18 protein-coding genes and 1 pseudogene are annotated in these 25833 nt (G+C 61.2%); 14 read left to right on the top strand and 5 right to left on the bottom strand.

Translation table 11 applies throughout. The annotated features are described in order from the left end of the window. Nucleotides 1-54: 54 nt before the first annotated feature. From M5G20_RS23180 to M5G20_RS23155, 6 genes are all read left to right on the top strand, one after another. Nucleotides 55-1395 carry an MFS transporter gene (locus tag M5G20_RS23180; protein ID WP_273921060.1) on the top strand — a complete coding sequence of 447 codons (1341 nt, stop codon included), beginning with the start codon at nucleotides 55-57 and terminating at the stop codon, nucleotides 1393-1395. Further along, complete coding sequence (locus tag M5G20_RS23175) at nucleotides 1388-2347, top strand: amidohydrolase family protein (RefSeq protein ID WP_273921059.1); 960 nt, start codon at nucleotides 1388-1390, stop codon at nucleotides 2345-2347. Before M5G20_RS23180 ends, M5G20_RS23175 begins: the two co-directional genes overlap by 8 nt. After that, nucleotides 2344-3348, top strand: a complete 1005-nt coding sequence (locus M5G20_RS23170; RefSeq protein WP_273921058.1) for a 4-hydroxythreonine-4-phosphate dehydrogenase PdxA — start codon at nucleotides 2344-2346, stop codon at nucleotides 3346-3348. The genes M5G20_RS23175 and M5G20_RS23170 overlap by 4 nt, the downstream gene beginning before the upstream one ends. Before the next feature lie 311 nt (nucleotides 3349-3659). After that, complete coding sequence (locus tag M5G20_RS23165; protein WP_034150001.1) at nucleotides 3660-4835, top strand: L-rhamnonate dehydratase; 1176 nt, start codon at nucleotides 3660-3662, stop codon at nucleotides 4833-4835. A gap of 52 nt (nucleotides 4836-4887) precedes the next feature. Further along, the gene (gene araD1, locus M5G20_RS23160; protein ID WP_273921057.1) at nucleotides 4888-5883 is read left to right on the top strand and encodes an AraD1 family protein; all 996 of its coding nucleotides are present in this window, start codon (nucleotides 4888-4890) and stop codon (nucleotides 5881-5883) included. Between the two features lie 133 nt (nucleotides 5884-6016). Next, nucleotides 6017-7597 (top strand): aldehyde dehydrogenase (NADP(+)), encoded by a 1581-nt coding sequence (locus M5G20_RS23155; protein WP_273921056.1) that lies wholly within the window; start codon nucleotides 6017-6019, stop codon nucleotides 7595-7597. Nucleotides 7598-7736: 139 nt separating this feature from the next. On the opposite strand, the gene M5G20_RS23150 is transcribed toward M5G20_RS23155, so the two are convergent. Then, nucleotides 7737-8645 (bottom strand): DMT family transporter, encoded by a 909-nt coding sequence (locus M5G20_RS23150; RefSeq protein ID WP_273921055.1) that lies wholly within the window; start codon nucleotides 8643-8645, stop codon nucleotides 7737-7739. 178 nt (nucleotides 8646-8823) lie between these two features. On the opposite strand from M5G20_RS23150, the gene aceK reads away from it, so the two are divergent. The 3 genes from aceK to M5G20_RS23135 all read left to right on the top strand — a co-directional run bounded on the left by aceK (nucleotide 8824) and on the right by M5G20_RS23135 (nucleotide 16065). Further along, the gene (gene aceK / locus M5G20_RS23145; RefSeq protein WP_273921054.1) at nucleotides 8824-10539 is read left to right on the top strand and encodes a bifunctional isocitrate dehydrogenase kinase/phosphatase; all 1716 of its coding nucleotides are present in this window, start codon (nucleotides 8824-8826) and stop codon (nucleotides 10537-10539) included. 159 nt (nucleotides 10540-10698) lie between these two features. After that, the gene (gene hrpA, locus M5G20_RS23140) at nucleotides 10699-14610 is read left to right on the top strand and encodes an ATP-dependent RNA helicase HrpA (RefSeq protein WP_273921053.1); all 3912 of its coding nucleotides are present in this window, start codon (nucleotides 10699-10701) and stop codon (nucleotides 14608-14610) included. A gap of 333 nt (nucleotides 14611-14943) precedes the next feature. Next, complete coding sequence (locus tag M5G20_RS23135) at nucleotides 14944-16065, top strand: beta-ketoacyl-ACP synthase III (protein WP_273921051.1); 1122 nt, start codon at nucleotides 14944-14946, stop codon at nucleotides 16063-16065. Nucleotides 16066-16133: 68 nt separating this feature from the next. Here the strand turns inward: M5G20_RS23135 and M5G20_RS23130 are convergent, their stop codons facing one another. Further along, complete coding sequence (locus M5G20_RS23130; RefSeq protein WP_273921050.1) at nucleotides 16134-17183, bottom strand: sensor histidine kinase; 1050 nt, start codon at nucleotides 17181-17183, stop codon at nucleotides 16134-16136. After that, nucleotides 17183-17941, bottom strand: coding sequence for a response regulator (locus M5G20_RS23125; RefSeq protein WP_273921049.1), 759 nt, complete (start codon nucleotides 17939-17941; stop codon nucleotides 17183-17185). Before M5G20_RS23125 ends, M5G20_RS23130 begins: the two co-directional genes overlap by 1 nt. Nucleotides 17942-18237: 296 nt before the next feature. On the opposite strand from M5G20_RS23125, the gene pyrF reads away from it, so the two are divergent. Next, nucleotides 18238-18936, top strand: a complete 699-nt coding sequence (gene pyrF, locus M5G20_RS23120; RefSeq protein ID WP_130931720.1) for an orotidine-5'-phosphate decarboxylase — start codon at nucleotides 18238-18240, stop codon at nucleotides 18934-18936. 45 nt (nucleotides 18937-18981) lie between these two features. Here pyrF and M5G20_RS23115 read toward each other — a convergent pair whose 3' ends face one another. Continuing rightward, nucleotides 18982-19986: an NADP-dependent oxidoreductase gene (locus tag M5G20_RS23115; protein ID WP_273921047.1), complete on the bottom strand. Its 1005-nt coding sequence runs from the start codon at nucleotides 19984-19986 to the stop codon at nucleotides 18982-18984. Nucleotides 19987-20223: 237 nt separating this feature from the next. Between M5G20_RS23115 and M5G20_RS23110 the strand changes: the two genes are divergently transcribed. The 4 genes and pseudogenes from M5G20_RS23110 (at nucleotide 20224) to M5G20_RS30365 (ending at nucleotide 24617) form a co-directional block, all read left to right on the top strand. Continuing rightward, nucleotides 20224-20985 (top strand): SDR family oxidoreductase, encoded by a 762-nt coding sequence (locus M5G20_RS23110; RefSeq protein WP_075947444.1) that lies wholly within the window; start codon nucleotides 20224-20226, stop codon nucleotides 20983-20985. 182 nt (nucleotides 20986-21167) lie between these two features. After that, nucleotides 21168-22544, top strand: coding sequence for an aminotransferase-like domain-containing protein (locus tag M5G20_RS23105; RefSeq protein ID WP_273921046.1), 1377 nt, complete (start codon nucleotides 21168-21170; stop codon nucleotides 22542-22544). Nucleotides 22545-22652: 108 nt separating this feature from the next. Next, nucleotides 22653-23759, top strand: a pseudogene (locus M5G20_RS30370) (HAMP domain-containing protein); the annotation flags it as partial. After that, on the top strand, nucleotides 23736-24617 hold the full coding sequence (locus M5G20_RS30365; protein WP_443218324.1) for a methyl-accepting chemotaxis protein: 882 nt from the start codon (nucleotides 23736-23738) through the stop codon (nucleotides 24615-24617). The pseudogene M5G20_RS30370 and the gene M5G20_RS30365, both read left to right, overlap by 24 nt. Before the next feature lie 446 nt (nucleotides 24618-25063). On the opposite strand, the gene M5G20_RS23095 is transcribed toward M5G20_RS30365, so the two are convergent. Further along, nucleotides 25064-25822, bottom strand: coding sequence for a hypothetical protein (locus tag M5G20_RS23095; RefSeq protein WP_273921043.1), 759 nt, complete (start codon nucleotides 25820-25822; stop codon nucleotides 25064-25066). Between the last annotated feature and the right edge of the window lie 11 nt (nucleotides 25823-25833).

Here is a 25833-nt window from a genome sequence, read left to right as displayed (position 1 = left end):
TCCTACAGATTGACGTTTGCATCTCCACAAAAATAATAAAACGAGGTTCGCACCATGGCTCGTCCCAGTGCTTCCCTGCATCTGCCCGGCGCAGAGGCTCCGTCCGCCGTCGCGGCTGTGCCGCAGGCTACCGCCGCCAAGGCCAGCAGTGTGCGCTGGCGAATCTTCGCGATCGTCTTCGCGTTGACCATGGTCAACCTGATCGACCGGGTGTCGCTGTCCATCGCGATGCCGACCATCGCCCATGAGTTTTCCCTGTCGCCGAGCATGCAAGGCTTGATCCTCAGCAGTTTCTTCTGGGCCTACGCGCTGTTGCAGATTCCAGGCGGCTGGATGATCGATCGATTCGGTCCGCGTCGGGTCATCACTTGGTCCACCGGCTTGTGGGGCACGTTTCAGGTGCTGGCGGCGTTTGCTTCCGGTGGCTTGTCGTTGCTGTTCGCCCGCGTGGCGCTGGGGGCTTCGGAAGCGCCTCTGTTCCCGTCCGGCGGCAAGTTGATTTCCCTGTGGCTGGCGCCCAGCGAACGCAGCCGCGGTGCGGTGTTGATGGACAGCGGCAGCCCGTTGGGTGTGGCGTTGGGCGGGTTGATCATTGCTTATCTGATCGCCTCGCTGGACTCCTGGCGCCTGGCATTTGTGATCGCCGGTGTCGCGACCCTGGCCCTGGCCTGGCTGGCGTGGCGTTATCTGCGCGACGACCCGGCCAGTCATCCGCAGGTCAATGAACTGGAGCTGGAAAAAATCAACGCCGGACGCGCGACACCGACCGCTGAAGCTGCACGCGTTCCGGTCAAGGGCCTGGGGATTGCCGCCCGTTCCCTGAGCGGTTTGCTGATCGGCCGGGCCAGTTGGGCGATGGTGTATTTCGGGTTGCTGACCTGGGGGCCGAGTTATCTGTCCCAGGCGCGCGGCTTTGATATCAAGGGCATTGGCGCGGCGACATTTGTAATTTTCGTCTGTGGTGCGCTGGGTTCGCTGACCGGTGGGTTCCTCTGCGACGGTTTGATCCGCAAGGGCGTCAGTCGTGGTGTGGCGGTCAAGAGCCTGCTCGCGTTTTCCGGCCTGATCGCCCTTGGCGCGTTCCTGTTGTTGCCGACCCTGAGCAATCCTTTTGCCGCGGTGGCGTTGCTGGCCATGACCGCGTTTTTCTTGATGTGGGGCAGCCTCTACTGGAGCTTCCCGGCATTGCTCGCCGCACCGGCGCGGGTCGGTTTGATTGGCGGTGTGATGAACATGGCCGGCAGCACCGGCGGCATCGCGGTGCCGATCCTGGTGGGGGTGATCCTGCAAATGTCCGGTGGATTTGCCCCGGTGCTGGGGTTCTTCGCGGCATGCTCGGCGGTGTTCGTGCTGGCGACGTTGTTCATCAGCCTGGATGAGGTGCGTCATGACTAATGCGCAATGGGACGGTCCGATCATCGACGCCCATCATCACTTCTGGGACCCGGCTATCAACGACCACCCGTGGCTCGCCCCCGAGGCCAATGTGCCGTTTCGCTACGGTGACTACAGCGCGATCAAGCGCCGTTATTTTCCCGAGGATTACTTCGCCGACGCCGGGCCGCATAACGTCGTGCAAACGGTGTACGTCGAGACGGAGTGGAACCCGCAGGACCCGATTGGCGAAACCCGTTTCATCGAGCAACTGGCGGCCCGTTATGGCGTGCCCAATGCGGTCGTCGCGCAAGCCTGGCTCGATCACCCGGACGCCATCGATGTGTTGAGCGAACAGGCGCGCTTCAAGCATGTGCGCAGTGTCCGACACAAACCCGGCGGGCCGATCGCGCCGGAACAGGTCGGGCATCTGCGCAGCCTGATGAGCGACGAACACTGGCGCCGCAGTTACGCCGCGCTGGAAGGTCTGGGCCTGCATTTCGATTTGCAGACGCCGTGGTGGAACCTGCATGAGGCCGAGCGCCTGGCTCGGGATTTTCCCGGTATCACCCTGATTCTCAACCATGCCGGGTTGCCCAACGACCGCAGTGCCGAAGGCCTGGCGGGCTGGCGTCTGGCGATGGCGCGGCTGGCCCGATGGCCGAACGTGCTGGTGAAGATTTCCGGGCTGGGGCAGGGCGGCCGGAAATGGCGCGCCAAAGACAATGCCTGGATCGTGCGCGAAGTCATCGCGATGTTCGGCACCCAGCGGGCGATGTTCGCCAGCAACTTTCCGGTGGACAGCCTGTGCGGCTCGTTCGACGACATCTACAGCGGTTTCAAATCCATCGTCGCCGATCTGCCACTGGCTGATCAGGAGCGACTGTTCTACAGCAACGCGCAGCGCATCTATCGCTGCGAACCTTGCGCCATTGACCGGGCGCGGCCTGAATCCTTGAGGAGTGAAGCATGAAAAAAACCACTATCGCCATGGTCCTCGGTGACCCGGCGGGCATTGGCCCGGAGTTGATTGCACGCTTGCTCGCCGAGCCCGACGTGCGCAGCAAGGCCAACGTGATCCTGATCGCCGACGAAGCCGAAATGCGTCGTGGCATGCGCATCGCCGGGTCCGAGTTTCCTTATCGTCGCGTGGAGACTTTGCAAGCGTTGCAGTTTGTCGATGACACGCCACTGTTCTACGACTTTCGCGGTGAGGCGGTCGGTGAATTCCCGCGCAGCGAGGCCAGCGTGATTGGCGGTCGCTACAGCCTCGACACGCTGGAGCAGGCCCTGCGCCTGACCGAAGCAGGGACCACCGATGCGATCCTGTTCGGGCCGCTGAACAAGACCTCGCTGCACATGGCCGGCATGGCGCACAACGACGAACTGCACTGGTTTGCCGAGTTGCTGGATTTCCACGGGCCGTTCTGCGAATTCAACGTGCTCGACAATCTGTGGACGTCGCGGGTGACCTCCCACGTGGCCCTGGCCGAAGTCTCGGGTCTGCTCAGCGAGCAGCGGGTGGTTGAAGCGATTCAACTGATCGACACTGCGCTCAAGCGCAATGGCCTGGAGAAACCGCGTATCGGCGTTTGCGGTTTGAACCCGCACAACGGCGACAACGGTTCGTTTGGCCGTGAGGAACTGGACATCATCGGTCCGGCCGTACGCTCGGCGCAGGCGCTGGGGATCGCGGCGGAAGGGCCGTATCCCGGGGACACGATTTTCCTCAAGGTCCAGGGCGATGCCAGTGCCTTCGACGCGGTCGTGACCATGTACCACGACCAGGGCCAGATCGCGATCAAGTTGATGGGCTTTTCACGGGGCGTCACGGTGCAGGGCGGCCTGCCCATCCCGATCACCACTCCGGCCCATGGCACCGCGTTCGATATTGCAGGACAGGGCAAGGCGAACGTGGGCGCGACTCGCCAGGCGTTTGAGATTGCCTGCCGGATGGGCGCCAACAGCTACTGACACAACGCAATCCCCCTGTAGGAGCTGGCTTGCCAGCGATGACGGTCTGACAGACACCTTGGAGTGACTGCCAGGCCGCAATCGCTGGCAAGCCAGCTCCTACAGTTTTATGTAATACCCGATAACTCGATCTACCTGATAACTGCTTTTTCCTATCACCCCAGGTTATCGGCGGATACGCATAAGTGATTATCCGCATCCCCCGGGCGCTGGCTAAAGTCGGCCCATCGAATGCCGGAGCCGAGCGTTTCAAGGGTTCTGCGCACACGACTGACAACTACAAGAAACCGGCAGCCCAAGGAACTGTATTCATGAAAATCAAAGCGATCCGTACCCGCGTATTCGAGTGGAAAGGCAAAGTCGTTCCCCCTCAAGCGCACTTCTGCACCAACGCCAGCGACATCCTCTTCGAGCGCGGCGATGCCATGGGCTCGTTCCGTTTCCACGGCTGGCTCGTGGTGGAAGTCGAGACCGATACGGGCCTCGTCGGCATCGGTAACTGCGCCCTGGCGCCGCGTGTGGCCAAGGAAATCATCGATACCTATCTGGCACCGATCGCCATTGGCGAAGACCCGTTCGACAACGAATACATCTGGCAGAAAATGTACCGCCAGAGCCACGCCTGGGGCCGCAAAGGCATTGGCATGGCGGCGATCTCGGCGATCGACATCGCGATCTGGGACATCATGGGCAAAGCGGTCAACAAACCTGTGTTCAAACTGCTCGGCGGTCGCACCAAGGAAAAGATCTGGACCTACGCCTCCAAGCTCTACGCCAACGACAACCTCGACCTGTTCCTCGAGGAAGCCCAGGGCTACCTGAACCAAGGCTTCACCGCGCTGAAAATGCGCTTCGGCTACGGCCCGAAAGACGGCCCGGCGGGCATGCGCAAGAACATCGAACAGGTACGCGCGCTGCGTAATCTGGCCGGCCCTGACGTCGACATCATGCTCGAATGCTACATGGGCTGGACCCTGGAATACGCGCGGCGCATGTTGCCGAAACTGGCCGAATTCGAACCGCGCTGGCTGGAAGAGCCGGTGATCGCCGATGACATCGAAGGCTACATCGAGCTGAAGAAGATGGGCATCATGCCGATCTCCGGCGGCGAGCACGAATTCACTTCCTACGGCTTCAAAGACCTGCTGGAACGCCGCGCCATCGACGTGATCCAGTACGACACCAACCGCGTCGGCGGCATCACTGCCGCGCGCAAGATCAACGCCATGGCCGAAGCCTGGTCGGTGCCGGTCATCCCCCACGCCGGGCAGATGCACAACTACCACCTGACCATGTCCACCACGGCTTCGCCGATGGCCGAGTTCTTCCCGGTGTTCGACGTCGAAGTCGGCAACGAGCTCTTCTACTACGTGTTCAAGGGCGAGCCGCAACCGGTCAACGGCTACATCCAGCTCGACGACAACAAGCCGGGCCTGGGCCTGGAAATCTCCGATGAGTACTTGAGCGACTTCAACATCATCGAGTGACCTGGAGGCGCCGCAAACCTGCGGCGCCCACCCTGAATTTCTGGAGGCCAGCATGCGCCTGATTCAATTCGAAAACGCCAACGGGGAGCGCCAGGTCGGACTCGTCGACGGGGCACAAGTCCAAGTGCTCCAAGGCACCCGCAACACCCGTGAACTGGCACTCGCCGCGATCCGCGGCAAACGCAGCCTGCAAGAAGAAGTCGCCTCGCGCGGCACCGAGCACGGCCCGGATTACGCACAGCTGTTGCAACAAGGCAAAGTCCTGCCGCCACTCGACCATGAAGACCCGGCCCACTGCCTGATCAGCGGCACCGGCCTGACCCATTTGGGCAGCGCCTCGGCGCGGGACAAAATGCACCAGCAGGAAGGTGCGGTGGAAGCCGGTATGACCGACACCATGCGCATCTTCAAATGGGGTCTTGAGGGTGGTAAACCCGCGGCGGGGCAGGTCGGTGCGCAACCGGAATGGTTCTACAAAGGCGACGGCAGCATTGTCGTGCGCCCCGGCGCGGACTTCCCGGTGCCGCCGTTTGCCGAGGATGCCGGTGAAGAACCGGAGCTGACCGGCCTCTACGTGATCGGCGACGACGGCCAGCCGTATCGGGTCGGTTATGCACTGGGCAATGAGTTCTCCGACCATGTCATGGAGCGGCGCAATTACCTGTACCTCGCCCACTCGAAATTGCGCAGTTGCTCCTACGGTCCGGAGCTGCGCGTCGGTGAGTTGCCCAAGCATCTGGTCGGCACCAGCCGCATCCAGCGCAACGGTGAAACGATCTGGGAAAAGGAATTTCTCAGCGGCGAAGACAACATGTGCCACAGTCTGGCCAACCTTGAATTCCACCACTTCAAGTACGCGCAGTTTTTGCGCCCTGGTGACGTCCATGTGCACTACTTCGGCACTGCCACGCTGTCGTTTGCCGACGGTGTGAAGACCCAGCCGGGGGATCGTTTCCAGATCAGCCTCGACGAGTTCGGTGCGCCATTGGTCAACGGCATTGGTGAAAGTGCCCAGCCGTTGCAAATCGGTCAGGTGCGCACACTCTGACCCCGGATCGGGAACGTCGACGAACCTGTAGGAGCTGGCTTGCCAGCGAATGGCCTCCCGGCCTTGCGACGCCTTTGTGGACGCCATCGCCAGCCAGCCGGCTCCAGGGTTTGCCATTGATCAAGGAATTCACATGACCACGTTATCTGGACACAACTACATCGGCGGTCGCCGCAGCGCCAACGGCACCTTGCAATTGCAAAGCCTCGATGCGACCACCGGCGAACCCTTGCCCGGTACATTTTCTCAGGCATCCGAAAGTGAGGTAGACGCAGCCGCCAAAGCCGCCGCTGCGGCGTATCCGATCTATCGCAACGTGAGTGCGGAAAAACGGGCCCGGTTCCTCGATGCCATTGCCGATGAAATCGACGGACTGGGCGATGACTTCGTCGCTACCGTGTGCCGCGAAACCGCGTTGCCGGCCGGGCGCATTCAAGGGGAACGGGGACGCACCAGCGGCCAGTTGCGCCTGTTCGCCAAGGTGCTGCGTCGCGGTGATTTCTACGGCGCGCGCATCGACCGTGCGTTGCCGGAGCGCCAGCCATTGCCGCGCCCGGATCTGCGTCAGTACCGCATCGCCCTGGGGCCCGTGGCGGTGTTCGGCGCGAGCAATTTCCCGTTGGCGTTTTCCACCGCTGGCGGCGATACCGCCTCGGCACTGGCCGCCGGTTGCCCGGTGGTGTTCAAGGCCCACAGCGGCCACATGGCAACCGCCGAGTGGGTGGCAGACGCGATCATCCGTGCCGCTGAACGTACCGGAATGCCGGCCGGCGTGTTCAACATGATTTATGGCGGTGGTGTCGGTGAGTGGCTGGTCAAGCATCCGGCGATCCAGGCGGTGGGCTTCACCGGATCGCTCAAGGGCGGCAATGCCTTGAGCCACATGGCCGCCACCCGGGCGCAGCCGATTCCGGTGTTCGCCGAGATGTCGAGCATCAACCCGGTGTTCCTGCTGCCCGAAGCGTTGACGGTACGCGGCGAGCAAATCGCGGCGCAACTGGCCGGTTCGGTGACATTGGGTTGTGGTCAGTTCTGTACCAATCCGGGCCTGGTCATCGGCCTGCGTTCGCCGCAGTTCAGTACTTTTCTGCAAACCTTCTGCGCGAACATGAACCAGCAACCGCCGCAAACCATGCTCAACGTCGGGGCGTTGGCCAGTTACAGCCAAGGTCTCGGCGAATTGCACGAACATCCGGGCCTGACGCATCTGGCGGGCAAACCGCAACAGGGCAGTCAGGCGCAGCCGCAAGTGTTCAAGGCCGATGTCAGCCTGTTGCTCAAGGGTGATGAACTGCTGCAGGAGGAGGTGTTCGGGCCGACCACCATTGTCATCGAAGTCGAAGATCGCGCGCAGTTGGCGGCGGCATTGCACGGCCTGCGCGGGCAATTGACGGCGACGTTGATCGGCGAGGCGGACGAGTTGCTGGAATATCGTTGGCTGGCAGAGGTGCTGCAGGAGAAAGTCGGGCGGATCCTGCTCAATGGCTATCCGACCGGGGTCGAGGTGTGCGAGGCGATGGTGCATGGTGGGCCGTACCCGGCGACGTCCGATTCCCGGGGTACGTCGGTGGGCACGCTGGCCATTGATCGCTTCCTGCGGCCGGTGTGTTTCCAGAATTACCCGGATGCGTTGTTGCCCGAAGCATTGCAGAACGCTAATCCGCTGGGCATACGGCGGTTGGTGGATGGGGAGGTGAGTGCTTTAGCCCTTTAGATGTGGGTGCCTGATCGACCGCTATCGCTGGCAAGCCAGCTCCTACAGTGTCAGGTGGTGTACGTAAATTACGTGGGCAACCCCGATCCCTTGTAGGCGCTGGCTTGCCAGCGATGGCGTCATCAGCAGCACCACACATCTATTTGGTTGCGACCTCAGCCACCTTCACCAGCGCCGGTTTCAACACCAGCCACAACGCCACGGCAATCAACACCCCGCCATAGATATGCGCCATCGACAGCGGCTCATCCAGAAACAGCGCGCCCCACAACACACCGAACAACGGGATCAGGAAGGTCGTGGTCATCGACTTCACCGGGCCAACCGAGCTCAGGAGGCGGAAGTAAATGATGTACGCAAACGCCGTGCAGCCCAGACCCAACCCCAGCAGCGATAGCCAGACACTCCAGCCGCCCCAGCTCGCCGGTGGTTGGCTGATAACGCTGTAGCCGAACAGCGGCAGCAGGAACAGCGTTGCGCCGAGCATGCTGCCCAGTGCCGACAAGCGGCTGTCGAGACCTCCGGCCTGATCGAGCCAGCGGCGCGCCAGAAAGCCCGCAAATCCGTAGCAAGTGGTCGCGAGCAGGCAGGCGACGGCACCCATCAGCAGTTCCATATCGAACGCCACCGGACCGGCACGGGTCAGCACGCCCACGCCGAACAGCCCGAGGAACACGCCGCCGAGCTTGGCGCCAGTGAGCCGTTCATGGAAAAACAGGCCGCCAATCAGCACGCCCATCAAAGGGGTGGTGGCATTGAAAATCGACGAGTAACCGGCGGGCAGCACCTGCGCGGCCACCGAATAGAGCGTCGCCGGAATCCCGGAGTTGATCACCCCGAGCAGCATTACAGTTTTCAGTTTGCCCTTGAAATCCCAGCTGATACGCATCAGCCCCAGAATCACCAGCAACCCGGCAGCGGCAATCGACACACGGAAAAAAGCGGTAGGGATGCTGCCTATCACCGGCGCAATGATGCGCATGAACAGGAAGCTCGCCCCCCAAATGGCCGCAAGTGACAGTAAACGGAATAAATCGACGGGGTTCACAGCGCGTTCCTTCCTTGATGAGGGCGAGAGTGTTGCTGAGCGCCTGATCGATGGCAACCGGAAAACGAGCAGGTAACTCTCAAGGCGTTGATGACGCGGCGGTCACAAAATTACGCTTCTCCTGCACCCGTTTCACTGGCTAAGCTCAAGGCTCACGAATTCCCGCAGAGGTCTCACCATGCCGCAGCAATGGCCAGCCGCCGACATCGCCCGTTTGATCCTCGATGGCTTTGACGATTACCGCGAGCATTTTCGCCAGATCACCGACGGCGCCCGTGCCCGCTTCGAACAGGCCAAGTGGCAGGAGGCGCAGTCGGCGTCGGCCGCGCGGATTAACCTGTATGAAGAAAAAGTCAGTGAAACGGTGGGCCGTTTGCGCGCGGCATTTGACACCGACACGCTGGACGTCAGCTGCTGGCCACTGGTGAAAAGCGCCTACATCAGCCTGATCGACCTGCGCTTCGACGATGAACTGTCCGAGACCTGGTACAACTCGATTTTCTGCGGCTTGTTCAGCCATGACCTGATCAGCGACGGCTGCATGTTCATCCACACCACCCGACCCAGTCTGCGCCGGGCCCGCGCTGCGCAAACCCGCACCTATAAACCGCAGGGGCAATTGTCCGGCATGCTCGCGAGCATCTTTGCCGATTACCGCTTCAGCGAGGAATACGCCGACCTGCCCGGCGACCTCAAGCGCCTCGAAGCACAACTGCGCGAGAACCTGCCGGACTGGGTATGCAAGGACCCGGAACTGAGCGTCGAACTGTTTTCCTCGGTGCTTTACCGCAACAAGGGCGCCTACCTGGTGGGGCGCATCTACACCGCCGACGAACAATGGCCGTTGGCGATCCCGTTGTTGCACCTGGAGGGTCGCGGCATCCAGATCGACGCGCTGATCACCGACGAGGCGGACGTGTCGATCATTTTCTCGTTCACCCGTTCGTATTTCATGGTGGATGTGCCGGTGCCGGCGGAGTTCATCGGCTTCCTGAAACGCATTTTGCCGGGCAAGCACATCGCCGAGCTGTACACCTCGATCGGTTTCTACAAGCATGGCAAATCGGAGTTCTACCGGGCGCTGATCAATCACCTGGCCAACACCGACGACCAGTTCATCATGGCCCCCGGTGTGCGCGGCATGGTCATGAGCGTGTTCACGCTGCCGGGGTTCAACACCGTATTCAAAATCATCAAGGACCGTTTCTCGCCGTCGAAAAACGTCGACCGCGCCACGGTGATCGAAAAGTATCGCCTGGTGAAAAGCGTCGACCGTGTCGGGCGCATGGCCGATACCCAGGAGTTCGCCGACTTCCGGTTTCCGCTAAGCAAATTCGATCCGGCGTGTCTGGAAGAGCTGCTGGAAGTCGCGCCGTCAACGGTCTCGGTGGAAGGCGACACGGTGCTGATCCGCCACTGCTGGACCGAGCGCCGCATGACGCCGCTGAATCTGTATCTGGAAAACGCCAACGAAGCGCAGGTGCACGAAGCGCTGGAAGATTACGGCCTGGCGATCAAGCAACTGGCGGCGGCGAACATTTTTCCCGGGGACATGCTGCTGAAGAACTTCGGCGTGACCCGCCACGGTCGCGTGGTGTTTTATGACTACGACGAAATCTGCTTCCTGACTGAAGCCAACTTCCGCCACATTCCCGAGCCGCGTACACCGGAAGACGAAATGGCGTCCGAACCGTGGTATTCGATCGGGCCACTGGATGTGTTCCCTGAAGAGTTTCCGCCGTTCCTGTTTGCCGATTCGGGGCAGCGCAAGTTGTTCGATCAACTGCATGGCGAGTTGTACAACGCCGACTACTGGAAAAGCCTGCAAGAGGCGATCCGGGCAGGGAAGGTGATCGATGTGTTCCCGTATCGACGCAAAAGCGCCGAAAACTGACTGTGTAGGCGCTGCCGAAGGCTGCGATCTTTTGATCTTGAAATCAAACGATCGCCGCCTCGTTTCACTCGACAGCTCCTACAGGAGAAACAGCCAATCCATGGCAAATCTGCGACAATCCCCGACCTTGCGCCACTAGACGACTGAATTGCGTACCCGATGACCGACGAATCGCCCTCCATCGACAAACTGCTGAAAAACCTCGATCACGCCATGCTCGCCGACCGCCACCGGCTGCGGCGGCAGTTGCTTGAGCTGCGCAAGAAACCCGACGAGGCCAAGCTGGCCCAATGGGTGGCGCGCATGCAGGCGTCTTGTGATCAGGTGCTGGCCCGCCGCGCCAGCCTGCCGGTGATTCGTTACGACGACAGCCTGCCGATTGCCGCCAAGCGCGACGAAATCAAGAAAGCGCTGGAAAAGCATCAAGTGCTGATCATCGCGGGCGAGACCGGTTCGGGTAAAACCACCCAGTTGCCGAAGATCTGCCTGGAAATCGGTCGTGGCCAACATGGCCTGATCGGCCACACCCAACCGCGCCGCATCGCCGCACGCAGTGTGGCCGCCCGGGTCGCAGAAGAATTGGGCACGCCGTTGGGCGCGCTGGTCGGTTATCAGGTGCGGTTCGAGGATCAGAGCGATTCCAACACCCTGATCAAACTGATGACCGACGGCATCCTGCTGGCGGAAACCCAGAACGACCGCTACCTGGAACGCTACGACACGATCATCGTCGACGAAGCCCACGAGCGCAGCCTCAACATCGACTTCCTGCTCGGCTACCTGAAAACCCTGCTACCACGCCGCCCGGATCTGAAAGTCATCATCACCTCGGCGACCATCGACCTGGAGCGATTTTCCAGGCATTTCGACGATGCGCCGATTGTCGAAGTGTCCGGCCGTACCTTCCCGGTGGACACCTGGTACCGCCCGCTGACCCTGGAGCAGGACGAAGAGGGCAACCGCGTCGAGGATGACTTGACCGTGGACCAGGCGATCCTCGCCACCCTCGACGAAATCGCCGCTTACGAGCGCAGCGAACGCCGCAGTCCCGGTGACGTGCTGGTGTTCCTGCCCGGCGAGCGCGAGATTCGCGACGCTGCGGACATGCTGCGTAAAGCCCAGCTCAAACACACCGAGATTTTGCCGTTGTATGCGCGGCTGTCACCGGCCGAACAACAGCGGATTTTCCAGTCGCACCCTGGCCGCCGTGTGGTGCTGGCGACCAACGTCGCGGAAACCTCGCTGACCGTCCCGGGTATCCGCTACGTGATCGACAGCGGCACCGCGCGCATCAGTCGCTACAGCTACCGCGCCAAGGTCCAGCGCCTGCCCATCGAAGCGATTTCCCAGGCCAGTGCCAACCAGCGTAAGGGTCGTTGTGGACGGGTCGAGCCGGGCATCTGCGTGCGCCTCTACAGTGAAGAAGATTTCCTCGGGCGCCCGGAATTTACCGATCCGGAAATTCTGCGGACCAACCTTGCAGCCGTTATTTTGCAGATGCTGCATTTGCGCCTAGGCGAAGTCACCGCGTTCCCGTTTATCGAGCCACCGGATGGCAAGGCGATCAGCGACGGCTACAACCTGCTGCAAGAACTCTCGGCGGTGGACCGCAACAGCCAGCTGACCCCGCTCGGTCGGCAATTGGCGCGGCTGCCGGTGGACCCGCGCATGGGCCGCATGTTGCTCGAAGCGGCCAAGCTCGGCAGCTTGCAGGAAGTGCTGATTGTCGCCAGCGCCATGTCGATCCAGGACCCGCGCGAGCGCCCGCCGGAGCGACAGCAAGCGGCGGATCAGGCCCACGCACAATGGAAGGATGTCGACTCGGACTTCGCCGGGCTGGTCAATCTCTGGCGCGGGTTCGAAGAGCAGCGCCAGGCGCTGACGGCCAGCCCGCTGCGAAACTGGTGCCGCAAGAACTTCCTGAATTACCTGCGTCTACGCGAGTGGCGCGATTCCCATCGCCAGTTGAGCCTGATCTGCCGCGACATGCAGCTGAGCCTCAACAAAGAGCCTGCGGACTATCCGAAACTGCACAAGGCGGTGCTGGTGGGTTTGCTTAGCCAGATCGGCCAGAAAACCGAAGACGGCGACTACCTCGGCGCACGGCAGCGGCGCTTCTGGATTCACCCGTCGTCGGGCATCGGCAAGAAGCGCCCACAATGGCTGATGACCGCCGAACTGGTGGAAACCACCAAGCTCTACGCGCGGATGGTGGCGAAGATCGATGCCGACTGGATCGAGCCGCTGGCCGGGCACCTGATCAAGAAAAACCACTTCGAACCGCATTGGGAGAAGAAGCGCGGCCAGGTGGTTGCCTTCGAGCAGATCACTCTGTTCGGGCTGATCGTGGTCGGTCGCCGGCCGGTGCATTACGGCCCGGTCGACCCGGTGGTGTCCCGCGAGCTGTTCATTCGTGAAGCGCTGGTGCGTGGCGAGATTCAGTCCAAGGCCAAGTGCCTGGCCGCCAACAAGCAATTGCTGGAACAGCTCGACGAACTGGAAGCCAAGGCCCGACGTCGCGACATTCTTGCCGACGAAGAAACCCTGTTCGCCTTCTACGATGCGCGGCTGCCGGCGGAGATCCATCAGACCGCGACCTTCGACAGCTGGTATCGGATCAACAGCCAGAAAGACCCGCAGCTGCTGATCATGCGCGAAGAAGACGTGCTGGCCCGCGAAGCCAGCGAAGTCACCGCGCAGCATTACCCGGACACGCTGCACATCGGCGATCTGGAATTGGCCCTCAGCTACCACTTCGAACCGAACCACCCGCGCGACGGCGTGACCCTGCGCGTGCCGGCGCCGCTGTTGCCGATGCTGCCGCCGGAGCGCCTGGAGTGGCTGGTGCCGGGTGTCATCGAGGCCAAGTGCATTGCCCTGGTGCGCAACCTGCCCAAGGCGTTGCGCAAGAACTTCGTTCCGGTGCCGGACTTCGTCAAAGCCGCGTTGCAACGCATGACCTTCGCCGAGGGCTCGTTGCCCCAGGCACTGGGCCGCGAGTTGCTGCGTATGACCGGCGCCCGGGTCAGCGATGAAGCCTGGAGCGAAGCGGCGCAGCAGGTGGAAAGCCATCTGCGCATGAATCTGGAAATCGTCGATGCCCAAGGCAAGTTCCTTGGTGAAGGCCGTGATCTGGCCGAGCTGACCGCGCGTTTCGCCGAGGCGAGTCAGGCCGCGTTGGCGGTGCCGCAAACCGCGAAGAGCCAGCAACCTGTGGAGCCGAAGGTGTTTGCCGCGGTCGCCGAGAAGACCCAACAGAAGATCGCCGGGCTGTCGATGACGGTGTATCCGGCGCTGGTGGAAGAGGGCGGTACGGTCAAGGAAGGGCGTTTCTCGACCCCGGCCGAAGCGGAGTTCCAGCATCGTCGCGCGCTGCAGCGACTGTTGATGCAGCAACTGGCCGAACCGGCGAAATTCCTGCGCGGCAAGTTGCCGGGCCTGACCGAGCTGGGCCTGCTGTACCGCGACATGGGCCGTGTCGATGCGCTGGTGGAAGACATTCTGCTGGCCAGTCTCGACAGCTGCATACTCGAGGGTGAACACCCGTTACCTCGCGACGGCGCCGGTTTGGCGTCGTTGGCCGAACGCAAGCGTGGCGCGTGGACCGAGCACGCCGAGCGGCTGGCGAAGCTGACGCTGGAAATCCTCAAGCATTGGCATGGCCTGCAAAAACGCTTCAAGGGCAAGATCGACCTGGCACAGGCCGTGGCCCTTAACGACATCAAGCAGCAGCTCAGTCATCTGGTGTATCCGGGGTTCGTCCGGGAAACGCCGATGCAGTGGCTCAAGGAGTTGCCGCGATATCTCAAGGCGATCGAACAGCGCTTCGAGAAAATCGCTGCTCAGGTGCAACGGGACCGGGTCTGGAGCGGCGAGTTGTCAGGCCTTTGGACGCAATACCAGACCCGCGCCAACAAACACGCCCAGGAAGGCAAGCGCGATCCGCAGCTGGAGCTGTATCGCTGGTGGCTGGAGGAATACCGGGTTTCGCTGTTCGCCCAGCAATTAGGGACCAAGGTGCCGATCTCCGACAAACGCCTGAACAAACAGTGGACCCAGGTCGAGCCCTGAACCTGAGGTTTGCACAATACCCTGAGGGAGCGAGCCTGTTCGCGAAAGCGGTGTGTCAGTCAATGCAGGTGTTGAATGTGATGACCCCTTCGCGAGCAGGCTCGCTCCCACAGGATGCTGTAGTGTCTTATCCAGCAAATAGGGGCCAAAACCCAAGGTTTATGGCAAACTTCGCGCCTATAAACGCCGGCCCCGCGGTTTTGAGCCTTCGCCACTGCGGGCAGATCGGAATAAAGCGATGCCAGGTTTGCGTCCCCCGGATGGGAATAGACCCTTTGTGTATTGGTACGACGGTGCCAATGCTTTCTGCCTGAACAGATTAGAGACACGACCATGCATAACGTCGTCATCAGTGGCACCGGCCTGTACACCCCGGCCAATAGCATCTCCAACGAAGAGCTGGTGCAGTCTTTCAATGCCTATGTCGCGCAATTCAACGCCGACAACGCCGATGCCATCGCTCGCGGCGAAATCGAAGCATTGACCGAGTCCAGCGCAGCGTTCATCGAAAAAGCATCCGGCATCAAGAGCCGCTTTGTCATGGACAAGGAAGGCATCCTCGACCCGCAACGCATGGCGCCACGCCTGCCGGAGCGCTCCAACGACGAATGGTCGGTGCTCTGCCAGATGGCCATCGGCGCTGCCGGGCAAGCCTTGCAACGCGCCGGCAAGACTGCAGCGGACATCGACGGCGTGATCGTCGCTTGCTCCAACCTGCAACGCGCCTACCCGGCCATCGCCATCGAAGTGCAGGAAGCGCTGGGCATCCAGGGTTTCGGTTTCGACATGAACGTGGCGTGCTCTTCGGCGACCTTCGGCATTCAGGCCGCCGCCAACAGCATCCAGCTGGGCCAGGCCCGGGCGATCCTGATGGTCAACCCGGAAGTTTGCACCGGTCACTTGAACTTCCGCGACCGCGACAGTCACTTCATCTTCGGCGACGCGGCCACTGCCGTGATCATCGAACGCGCCGACCTGGCGACGTCCGAATACCAGTTCGACATCGTCAGCACCAAGCTGCTGACCAAGTTCTCCAACAACATCCGCAACAACTTCGGCTTCCTCAACCGCGCAGCGGAAGAGGGCATCGGTGCCAAGGACAAACTGTTTGTCCAGGAAGGTCGCAAGGTGTTCAAGGAAGTGTGCCCGATGGTGGCCGAACTGATCGGCGCGCACCTGGAAGAAAACCAGCTCAACGTCAGCGACGTGAAGCGCTTCTGGCTGCACCAGGCCAACCTCAGCATGAACCACCTGATCGTCAAGAAACTGCTCGGTCGCGACGCCACCGAACAGGAAGCGCCGGTGATTCTCGACACCTACGCCAACACCAGTTCCGCCGGTTCGGTCATTTCGTTCCACAAGAACCAGGACGATCTGCCGGCCGGTTCCCTGGCGGTACTCAGCTCGTTCGGTGCCGGTTACTCGATCGGTAGCGTGATTCTGCGCAAGCGCTGAGTCTACGGGTTACCCCCGGTCCATGTGGGAGCGAGCAGGCTCGCTTCCACAGTGGATCGCCGCGATAGTCAGATTCGCGGCAAACGAATGACCGCCGTCAGCCCGCCACCCGGCGTTTCCTCCAGCTTCAACTCTCCGCCCAGACGTTCAGCCGCTTCACGGGCGATGGTCATTCCCAGGCCGACGCCACCGGAGTTGCGATTGCGCGAACCTTCCAGGCGAAAGAACGGTTCAAACACCGCTTCACGTTGCTCCGCCGCGATGCCAGGGCCATGGTCGATCACTCGAATGATCAACTGCTCGCGATGGTCTTCGAGGGTCATCAGCGCCTGGCCGGCATAACGCAGGGCGTTGTCCAGCAGGTTGTTGACGCAGGAACGCAGCGCCATGGGTTGTACTTGCAGTGGTGCGCAATGACCATTGGCCTGTACGTCGGCGCCCTGGTCCTGGGCGTTTTCGCACAGGGATTCAACCAATGCCTGCACATCCATCAACTGCGGTTGCTCGCTGGTGCGCTGTTCGTGCAGGTAGGTGAGGGTGGCGTCGAGCATGCTGATCATGTCGTCCAGATCCTGGCGCATCTGGCCCTGCAGTTTGTCATCGTCGATCTGTTCCAGTCGCAGCTTCAGGCGTGACAGTGGCGTACGCAGGTCGTGGGACACTGCGCCGAGCATGCGCGAGCGCTGCTTCACCTGCTCGATGATCTTGCGCTGCATCTTGTTGAAGGTGTGCGCCGCCTGCCGCGCCTCCCGTGGACCGGATTCATCGAGCGGCTCGCTGTCGAGGTTTTCGCTCAGGCGCTCGGCGGCGTCGCTCAGACGCTGGATCGGTCGGCTCAGCAGTTTGGCGCCGTACCACGCAGCGATGATCAGCGAGATCAGCTGAAACGTCAGCGGCACCACTGGCCCACCGAACCATGGCCGTGGCGGTCGACCCTCGAATCGCGGGTCGGGTGCCGGACGTTGTCCGTCAAACGTTTCGGAAAACTCCGCGGGCGGCGGTGGTGGTGGAGGGCCGTAATAGTGAAACCAGGCAAACGCCAGCAGGTGCGCCAGGATAATCGCCACTAACAGCACGCCAAACAGGCGACCGAACAGCGTATCGAAGCGCCCGCGCATCAGCCAATGTCTCGTGCGTCGAACAGGTAGCCTTCGCCGCGCACGGTTTTGATCAGTTGCGGTGCCTTGGGGTCGTCCCCCAGTTTCTGGCGCAAGCGCGACACCAGCAGGTCAATGCTGCGATCAAACGCTTCGATCGAGCGCCCGCGTGCGGCATCAAGCAGTTGCTCGCGGCTCAGGACCCGGCGCGGACGTTCGATGAATACCCAGAGCAAGCGGAATTCTGCGTTGGACAGCGGCACCACCAAATCGTCTGCGGCGATCAACTGGCGCAACACGCTGTTCAGGCGCCAGTTGTCGAAACGGATGTTCGCCCGCTGTTCGCTGCGGTCGTCGCGCACCCGACGCAAGATGGTCTGGATGCGCGCCACCAGTTCCCGCGGTTCGAACGGCTTGGCCATGTAATCGTCGGCGCCCAGCTCCAGGCCGATGATCCGGTCGGTGGGTTCGCAACGGGCCGTGAGCATCAGGATCGGGATATCCGACTCGGCGCGCAGCCAGCGGCACAGTGACAGTCCGTCTTCGCCGGGCAGCATCAGGTCGAGCACCACCACGTCGAAATGTTCCGCATGCAATGCCAGGCGCATTGCCGCGCCATCCGTGACGCCGCTGGCGTGGATGTTGAACCGGGCCAGGTAGTCGATCATCAGTTCGCGGATCGGGACGTCATCGTCGACGATCAGGGCGCGAATGTTCCAGCGTTTGTCGTCGCTGGGCGCTTTTTGATCGTCGTTCACGGGAGTTTGGGTGTTGTGCATGCGTGCGTTCATCTGCCAGGTAGGCTGCCAACCACAAAGATGGGCTGCGAGGTTGTGGTTTCAGCATAGGCGTCCGGCCCGGGGGCGGGAAGTGCTGTTGTAAGGACGTATTGCGGTTGGCGAGGGTAGCGGACAAGGGTGTTGCGGGCATGTCGGATGTGTACCGAACTCGACACAATTGCGGCAGAGGCTAGTCTTGGCTGAGCGCTATCGACGATTTACCGATCATCGGGTCCCGCAGCGGCGCTGGTTCCGCTACAATGCGCGCCGATTTCGACTTGCCTGAGAGCCCACTCATGTCCGCCTGCCAGACTCCTATCATCGTCGCCCTGGATTTCCCTACCCGTGACGCCGCACTGAAGCTGGCCGATCAGTTGGACCCGAAACTGTGCCGGGTCAAAGTCGGTAAAGAACTCTTCACCAGTTGCGCCTCGGAAATCGTCGGCACCCTGCGTGACAAGGGTTTCGAAGTGTTCCTGGACCTCAAGTTCCACGACATTCCAAACACCACCGCCATGGCGGTGAAAGCGGCAGCGGAAATGGGCGTGTGGATGGTCAACGTTCATTGTTCCGGTGGCTTGCGCATGATGGCGGCCTGCCGTGAAGTGCTGGACAAGCGCAGCGGCCCACAGCCTCTGCTGATCGGTGTGACCGTGTTGACCAGCATGGAACGTGAGGATCTGGCGGGCATCGGCCTGGACATCGAACCGCAAGAGCAAGTGCTGCGCCTGGCCGCATTGGCGGAAAAAGCCGGGATGGACGGTCTGGTGTGCTCGGCCCTGGAAGCCCAGGCCCTGAAGTCGGCGCACCCGTCGCTGCAACTGGTGACCCCGGGGATTCGTCCGGCGGGCAGCGCCCAGGACGACCAGCGCCGCATCCTGACCCCGCGCCAGGCACTGGACGCCGGTTCCGACTACCTGGTGATCGGCCGTCCGATCAGCCAGGCAGCCGACCCAGCGAAGGCGTTGGCCGCTGTGGTAGCCGAACTCGCCTGAATATCGATCTGCAGGAGCCGGCAAGCCGGCTCCTGCAGGTTGGGGTTAAACCTTCAACACCAACTTGCCGAAATTCTCCCCGCTGAACAATTTCATCAGCGTCTCCGGAAACGTTTCCAGTCCTTCCACGATGTCTTCCTTGCTCTTGAGCTGCCCCTTGGCCATCCAGCCGGCCATTTCCTGCGCGGCACTGGCGAACTGCGTGGCGTAGTCCATCACCACGAAACCTTCCATGCGCGCGCGGTTGACCAGCAACGACAGGTAGTTGGCCGGGCCCTTGACCGCGTCCTTGTTGTTGTACTGGCTGATGGCGCCGCAGATCACCACGCGCGCCTTCATGTTCAGACGGCTCAGTACCGCGTCGAGAATGTCACCGCCGACGTTGTCGAAATACACGTCGACGCCTTTCGGGCATTCGCGCTTGAGGCCGGCAATCACGTCTTCGCTCTTGTAGTCGATCGCTCCGTCGAAGCCCAGTTCATCGATCAGGAACTTGCACTTGTCCGCGCCGCCGGCGATACCGACCACACGACAACCTTTGATCTTGGCGATTTGCCCGGCAATGCTGCCCACCGCGCCCGCCGCACCCGACAGCACCACCGTGTCACCGGCCTTCGGTGCGCCGACATCGAGCAAGGCGAAATACGCGGTCATGCCGGTCATGCCCAACGCGGACAAATAACGCGGTAGCGGCGCCAGTTTCGGATCGACCTTATAGAAACCTCGTGGCTCCCCGAGGAAATAATCCTGCACGCCCAAGGCGCCATTGACGTAGTCCCCGACGGCGAACTGCGGATTGTTCGAAGCAACGACCTGGCCGACGCCCAGGGCGCGCATCACTTCACCAAGCCCCACTGGCGGAATGTAAGATTTGCCTTCGTTCATCCAGCCGCGCATGGCCGGGTCCAGGGACAGGTATTCGTTCTTGACCAGGATCTGACCTGCCGCCGGCTCGCCGACCGGTATTTGCTGATAGGTGAAGTTTTCGCGGGTGGCTGCGCCCACCGGGCGTTTGGCGAGCAGGAACTGGCGATTGGTCTGGGAGCTCATGACAGGCACTCAAGATGAATGAAGCCTTGTTGATAGCCCTTCACGAGCGATGCCGCAAGTTTGGCTGATGCGGCGAATGCAGGTTTATCCAGTGCAGTGATAGTTGGTACGGCAGTTCCATCACTGCCACTCATGGGCAGCCAACCGGCCACCTGATAGTGCTGCCTCGGCGGGGGCCGCTGTGGCTAGACTGGGAAAACGCGACCCTCCCGCAAACTTCTCTTCGAGGACATAACAATGAGCATGACGTTTTCCGGCCAGGTAGCCGTAGTGACGGGCGCCGCCAATGGTATCGGCCGTGCGACTGCCCAGGCGTTCGCCGCCGAAGGCTTGAAGGTGGTAGTCGCCGACATGGACACGGCGGGTGGCGAGGGGACGGTGGCGCTGATTCGCACGGCGGGCGGCGAAGCGACGTTCGTGCGGTGCAACGTCACCGTAGAAAGCGAAGTAAAAAATCTGATGGATGAAGTGGTCAACACCTACGGCCGTCTCGACTATGCCTTCAATAACGCCGGCATCGAGATTGAAAAGGGCAAATTGGCCGAAGGCACTGTCGACGAGTTCGACGCGATCATGGGCGTCAACGTCAAAGGCGTGTGGCTGTGCATGAAGTATCAGTTGCCGTTGCTGCTGGCCCAGGGCGGCGGCGCAATCGTTAACACCGCTTCGGTGGCTGGCCTCGGCGCCGCGCCAAAGATGAGCATCTACGCTGCCTCCAAGCACGCAGTGATCGGCTTGACCAAGTCCGCTGCCATCGAATACGCCAAGAAAAAAATCCGCGTCAATGCGGTATGCCCGGCGGTGATCGACACCGACATGTTCCGCCGCGCTTACGAAGCCGACCCGAAGAAAGGCGAGTTCGCCAACGCCATGCACCCGGTGGGCCGCATCGGCAAGGTTGAGGAAATCGCCAGCGCGGTGCTGTACTTGTGCAGCGATGGCGCTGCGTTCACCACGGGGCATTCGTTGGCTGTGGACGGTGGGGTCACCGCGTTCTAGAAAGAGCCCCCTGGAAACCCCGGACCTCCAGGCGCGCGCCTACAGTTTCCGCTTGCCTTGAATGTCCCGGCAGTGTGTTTCAAATGGTTAAAACCGCCGGTTTTGGCGGTGTTGTCGCACATCCCGTCGAACGCTCCTGTGATTAACTGTTTCCGGCAGAACCCACAGGAGTTTTCTTGCTCATGGAATTGAGAATAGATCGACAGGCATTGGTGCCGGTCGTACAGCAAATCGTCGATGCACTGCTCTGTTGGCTGCATTGCAACGAGTTGGCGCCGGGAGCGCGTTTGCCTCCAGTGCGACAGATCGCGCGAATCAACCTGCTCAGTCAGTCCTGTGTCGTCGAGGCTTGTGAGCGCCTGGTGGTGCAAGGTGTGCTGGAATCTCGACAGGGCGCCGTTTTCGTCGTGGCGGCTCCAACGCCCGATGCCCGGGATCGCCAGGATGACTTGTGGTTTCAAGGCACACAGCCGGGACCTTCGTCTGAATTGCAACTGGGCTGCGGTGGGCTGCCCGAAAGTTGGCGCGAGTCGGACGATTTGAGTTACGCGATCCGTCAGGTCAGCCGCACCGACATGGCCGGCCTGTTCAACTACAGCACGCCCTTGGGGTTGCCCGCCCTGCGCGAGCAAATCCTCAAGCGCCTGAAACCGCTGGCCATCAACGTAGAAGACAATCGAGTCATGACCACCGCAGGCGCCAGTCAAGGGTTGGACCTGATCGTGCGGACGCTCTTCAAGCCGGGGGATTGCGTGGTGGTCGAGAGCCCGGGCTATCCCATGTTGTTCGACCTGCTGAGGTTGCACGCAATCAGCATGCTCGAGGTGCCACGAACTCCCCATGGGCCAGACGTCGCCGTTCTGGAACAACTGCTGCTGGAGCACCGCCCGCAAGGGCTGTTCATCAACAGCTTTCATCACAACCCTACGGGCGGCAGCCTGGTGCCGGTGGTGGCGCAACGGGTGCTGCAACTGACAAGAAAACACGGCGTGCTGCTGATTGAGGATGATGTCTACGCCGATCTGCACAGCGGCGCTGGTACGCGTCTCGCTGCCTTGGATGACCGTGTGATCTACGTCGGCAGCTACTCGAAAACCCTCAGCAGTTCCTTGCGCGTCGGCTTTGTGGTGGCCAGTGCCGACGTGATTGCGCGGTTGGCTGAAGTCAAGATGATCAGCAGCCTGGGCGCATCACGATTTTGTGAGTCGGTGCTGGCCTGCCTGCTGGCTAATGGCGCCTATCGCAAGTTGCTGAAGCGTCAGAGGCAGCGTTTGAACACTGACAGACAGGCGGCTTTGCAGTTGCTGGAAGATGCCGAGTGGGAGGTTTTCGGCAAGCCCACTGCCGGCCTGTTCATCTGGGCGCGTTCACGATGGATGGACTGTGCGCAGGTGCATGCCCGGGCGCAACATCACGGTGTCGTGTTGTCTTGCGCGACAACCTTCAGCCCCATTGGCGAGGCCACTGATTGGCAGCGTATCAATGTGGCTTGTGCCTGCGATCCGCGAGCCAGGGCATTTTTTCAGGCCACCGCTCCGAATCGACCTCAAACGTTCTGAAAACGACGTGGGCGTAGCTTTTTGCCATTATTCCGATGCCAGAGACTTGTGTTGATAGAGGCCCGTTGCGAATCTGCGTCCATAGACTATGGCAGGGGACTACGCGCAATGATTTCGGCCGTGCAAGGACGTTTTGCCAACCTCGGTATGGCAAAAAAACTGGGTGTCGGGTTTGTGCTCGTGCTGCTGTTGACCGCCGTGGTGGCGGCCATCGGCGTATGGTCCCTGCAAACCATCAGTCAGCGCTTCGACGGACTCAAACAGATGTCTTCGCTCAACAGCGGTTTGCTCAAAGTGCGGCTGCTGGAGCAGGAGTACGCCTTGCATGGAAACCCGAAGACCGCCGACGCCCTGCGTGAAGGGGTGGACGGCCTGATTGCGCTGGCGAATCAGCTCAAGGCTGAGTCTGCAGCGAATGGGCCGGTGATGACTGATGTCGAGCAATCCCTTGCTGCGTATCGCAAGGCGTTTGACGAGTTTGTCTCGCTCAGTCAGTCCAAGGACCTGGCATTGGAAATGGCCAGTTGGTCGGTGTCCAGCGTTGCCAATAATCTCGACGTGTTGCAGGCGGGGCTCGCCGATGACGGCGCCTATACCCTGAAGGATTCGGAGGGCAAGGACGGTGCGCAGTTCATCGAGCAAGCCAATCAGGTCAGCCAGGTTTCGCGCCTGATGCTGCAAGCCATGAATGAAGCGCGCGTGCGCCTGGACCAGAGCCGCAAGGGTGACGACAGCGCAGGACAGGGCAAGATCGAGCAGGCCAGTCAGGCATTGACCCAAGCCGAAGCATTGAAAACCACGGTCAAGGATGAGGGGTATCAAACGGTTCTCAATGAAGTGATTGGACATATCGCCAGCTTCAACGACAAGCTCGCCGAGTACACCGGTTTGCTGGAGCAGGAAAAAACCGTTTACCAGCAACTGCATCAACGCGCCGGCCAAGTGGTGGAGCGGGTGGACCAGGCGTATGTCGCCGAAGACCAATCGATGCAGACAGAGCTGAACAAGAATTCGCTGCTGATCATTGGTTCCTCGGCCCTGGCGTTGTTGGTGGGGTTGATCGCCGCCTGGGTGATTACCCGGTTGATCGTGGGGCCACTGCGCAGTGTCATCCGTGTGGCGCAGCAGATCGCTGCGGGGGATTTGAGCGGGACTGTCGAAGTCACCCGTCGGGACGAGATTGGCCAATTGATGCAGGCCATGCAGCAAATGGGCGCGGGTCTGAGCCAGATCGTCAGCGGTTTGCAGGCAGGCATCGAGCAATTGGCAACGTCGGCTCAATCGCTGTCAGCCGTGACTGAGCAGACCAATCTTGAAGTCAGCAGTCAGAAGGAAGAAACCGAGCAAGTCGCCACGGCGATGAACCAGATGACCGCCACCGTTCACGACGTCGCGCGTAATGCGGAAGAAGCGGCCCAGGCTGCGCAAACGGCAGACGGCAAGGTTGAGAGCGGCCAGCACGTGGTGCGTCAAAGCATGGCGCGGATTGAGCAGTTGGCCGACTCCGCCCATTCGGCCAGTTCAAGCATCGAAAGTCTGAGTGCGGAAATCCAGAACATCGGCACGGTGCTCGGTGTGATCAAGAGTGTGGCTGAGCAGACTAACCTGCTGGCGCTCAATGCGGCCATTGAAGCCGCACGCGCCGGCGAGCAGGGCAGGGGCTTCGCGGTGGTCGCCGACGAAGTGCGCGCCCTGGCCAAGCGGACGCAGCAATCGACCGAGGAAATCGAACGTCTGGTCAGCGCCTTGCGCGCAGCGGCGCAGTCCTCTGTGCAGCAGATTCAGAACAGTGGCGAACTGGTGAAGCTGGCGGTCAGTGATGCGCTGCAAACCGAGAGCGCGCTGGGGAGTATTGCGGCGGCGGTTTCGTTGATTCAGCAGATGAACCAGCAGATTGCGGCGGCAGCCGAGGAGCAGAGTTCGGTGGCGGAGGAGATCAACCGCAGTGTCACGAGTATTCGTGCCAGTGCTGATCAGTCTTCGTTGGCGATGCAGGGGAATGCGGCGTCGAGTATTGAGCTGGCGCAGTTGGGGGTTGAGTTGAAGGGGATGGTGGGGCATTTCAGGCTTTGAGCTTTTTTGATTGGGTACCTATCTGTTGCTGCGGTAACGGCTACCTAGGGTTCCGCTCTTACAGCGGGTCACTTTCGAAAAGCGCGAAAGTAACCAAAGCGCTCTTGCCCCTTTCGTTCGGTGCCTCGCTGTGGCTCGGCATACCCTCGTTCCGGCCCTGCTCCGTGGGCCCGCCGCCATCGGCCATCCATGGCCGGGGGCGGCTAACCCGGCATCCATGCCGGGTTGCCCACTGCGCAGAACCTCCACTCGGCCTCTCGAGGGGGCGAGTACCGCCACAGCACCGCGAGGCGGCCTACCGGCCGGCCTGATCGCTAGCTCGTACGCGTCTCACCGTGAAAGAGCCGGCTTCGGATTTCGCGTTAGCTGTGTGTGTTCCCCGGGATTGCGTTAAGAGCCAAAACAAAGCCACCTCTGTCTCGGTGGCTTCTCTCATTTATCGCTGATCAGTCGTAGATCACTTTCTTCTTCCAGTCCGCATCCGCCTCGACGTCTTTGAGGCCTTCGGTCAATTGGTTGACTTCGCCTTCTACCGGGGCAATGCGATCCATGACTTGTGCATTGGCACGAGCCAGAAGTTTTTCCAGATACTCGAGCTGTTCGGCATAGATCTGCGGCTCCTGCTGTTTGCGCAGGTACTGCACGCCACGTTCGAACGCCAATCGCGCCTGGCCAGGTTGGTTCTGTTGCAACGAGTGCTGACCGAGGTTGTTGAAGAACTCGATGTGCAGCAGCACCAGAATATGACGGACCTCGCGGATCCAGCGCTTGGCTTCATTAGGCGGCAGGTAGCCGTCCTGTGCGGCGCGGGTGATCTGGCCGTGCAGGGCTTCAAGCAGGAAGCGCACATCCTTGGCCTTGGCTTCGGTCTGGATCGGCGCCGGCGGGTTGTTGACCGGGATTGATTCGCCCTGGGCGACCAAAGTCTCCAGCTCGCCAATCCGTGCCTTGAGGTTGGAGCTGGTTTTTTCCAGATTCAACAGGCGCTGGCAGACGTTCAATTCCAGGCGGGTCAGCAGCAGCTTGAGCGCCGGTGTCATCAACTGGCCGGGGAAGGTCTCGGTGATCTCACCGCAACGACGCAGGCGATCGTTGAGTTCAACCTTGGTACGGGCCCTTTCCAGCTTATTGTTTTCCACCACATGGTTGATGTAGCCAATGGCGATCAATAATGCGATCCCGGCTACGACGAGCAGGGTGATCATGAGTGGTGTCA

The sequence above is a fragment of the Pseudomonas sp. TNT2022 ID1044 genome, assembly GCF_028656895.1.
Taxonomy (GTDB): domain Bacteria; phylum Pseudomonadota; class Gammaproteobacteria; order Pseudomonadales; family Pseudomonadaceae; genus Aquipseudomonas; species Aquipseudomonas reinekei.
This window is presented reverse-complemented; position numbering and strand designations above follow the sequence as displayed.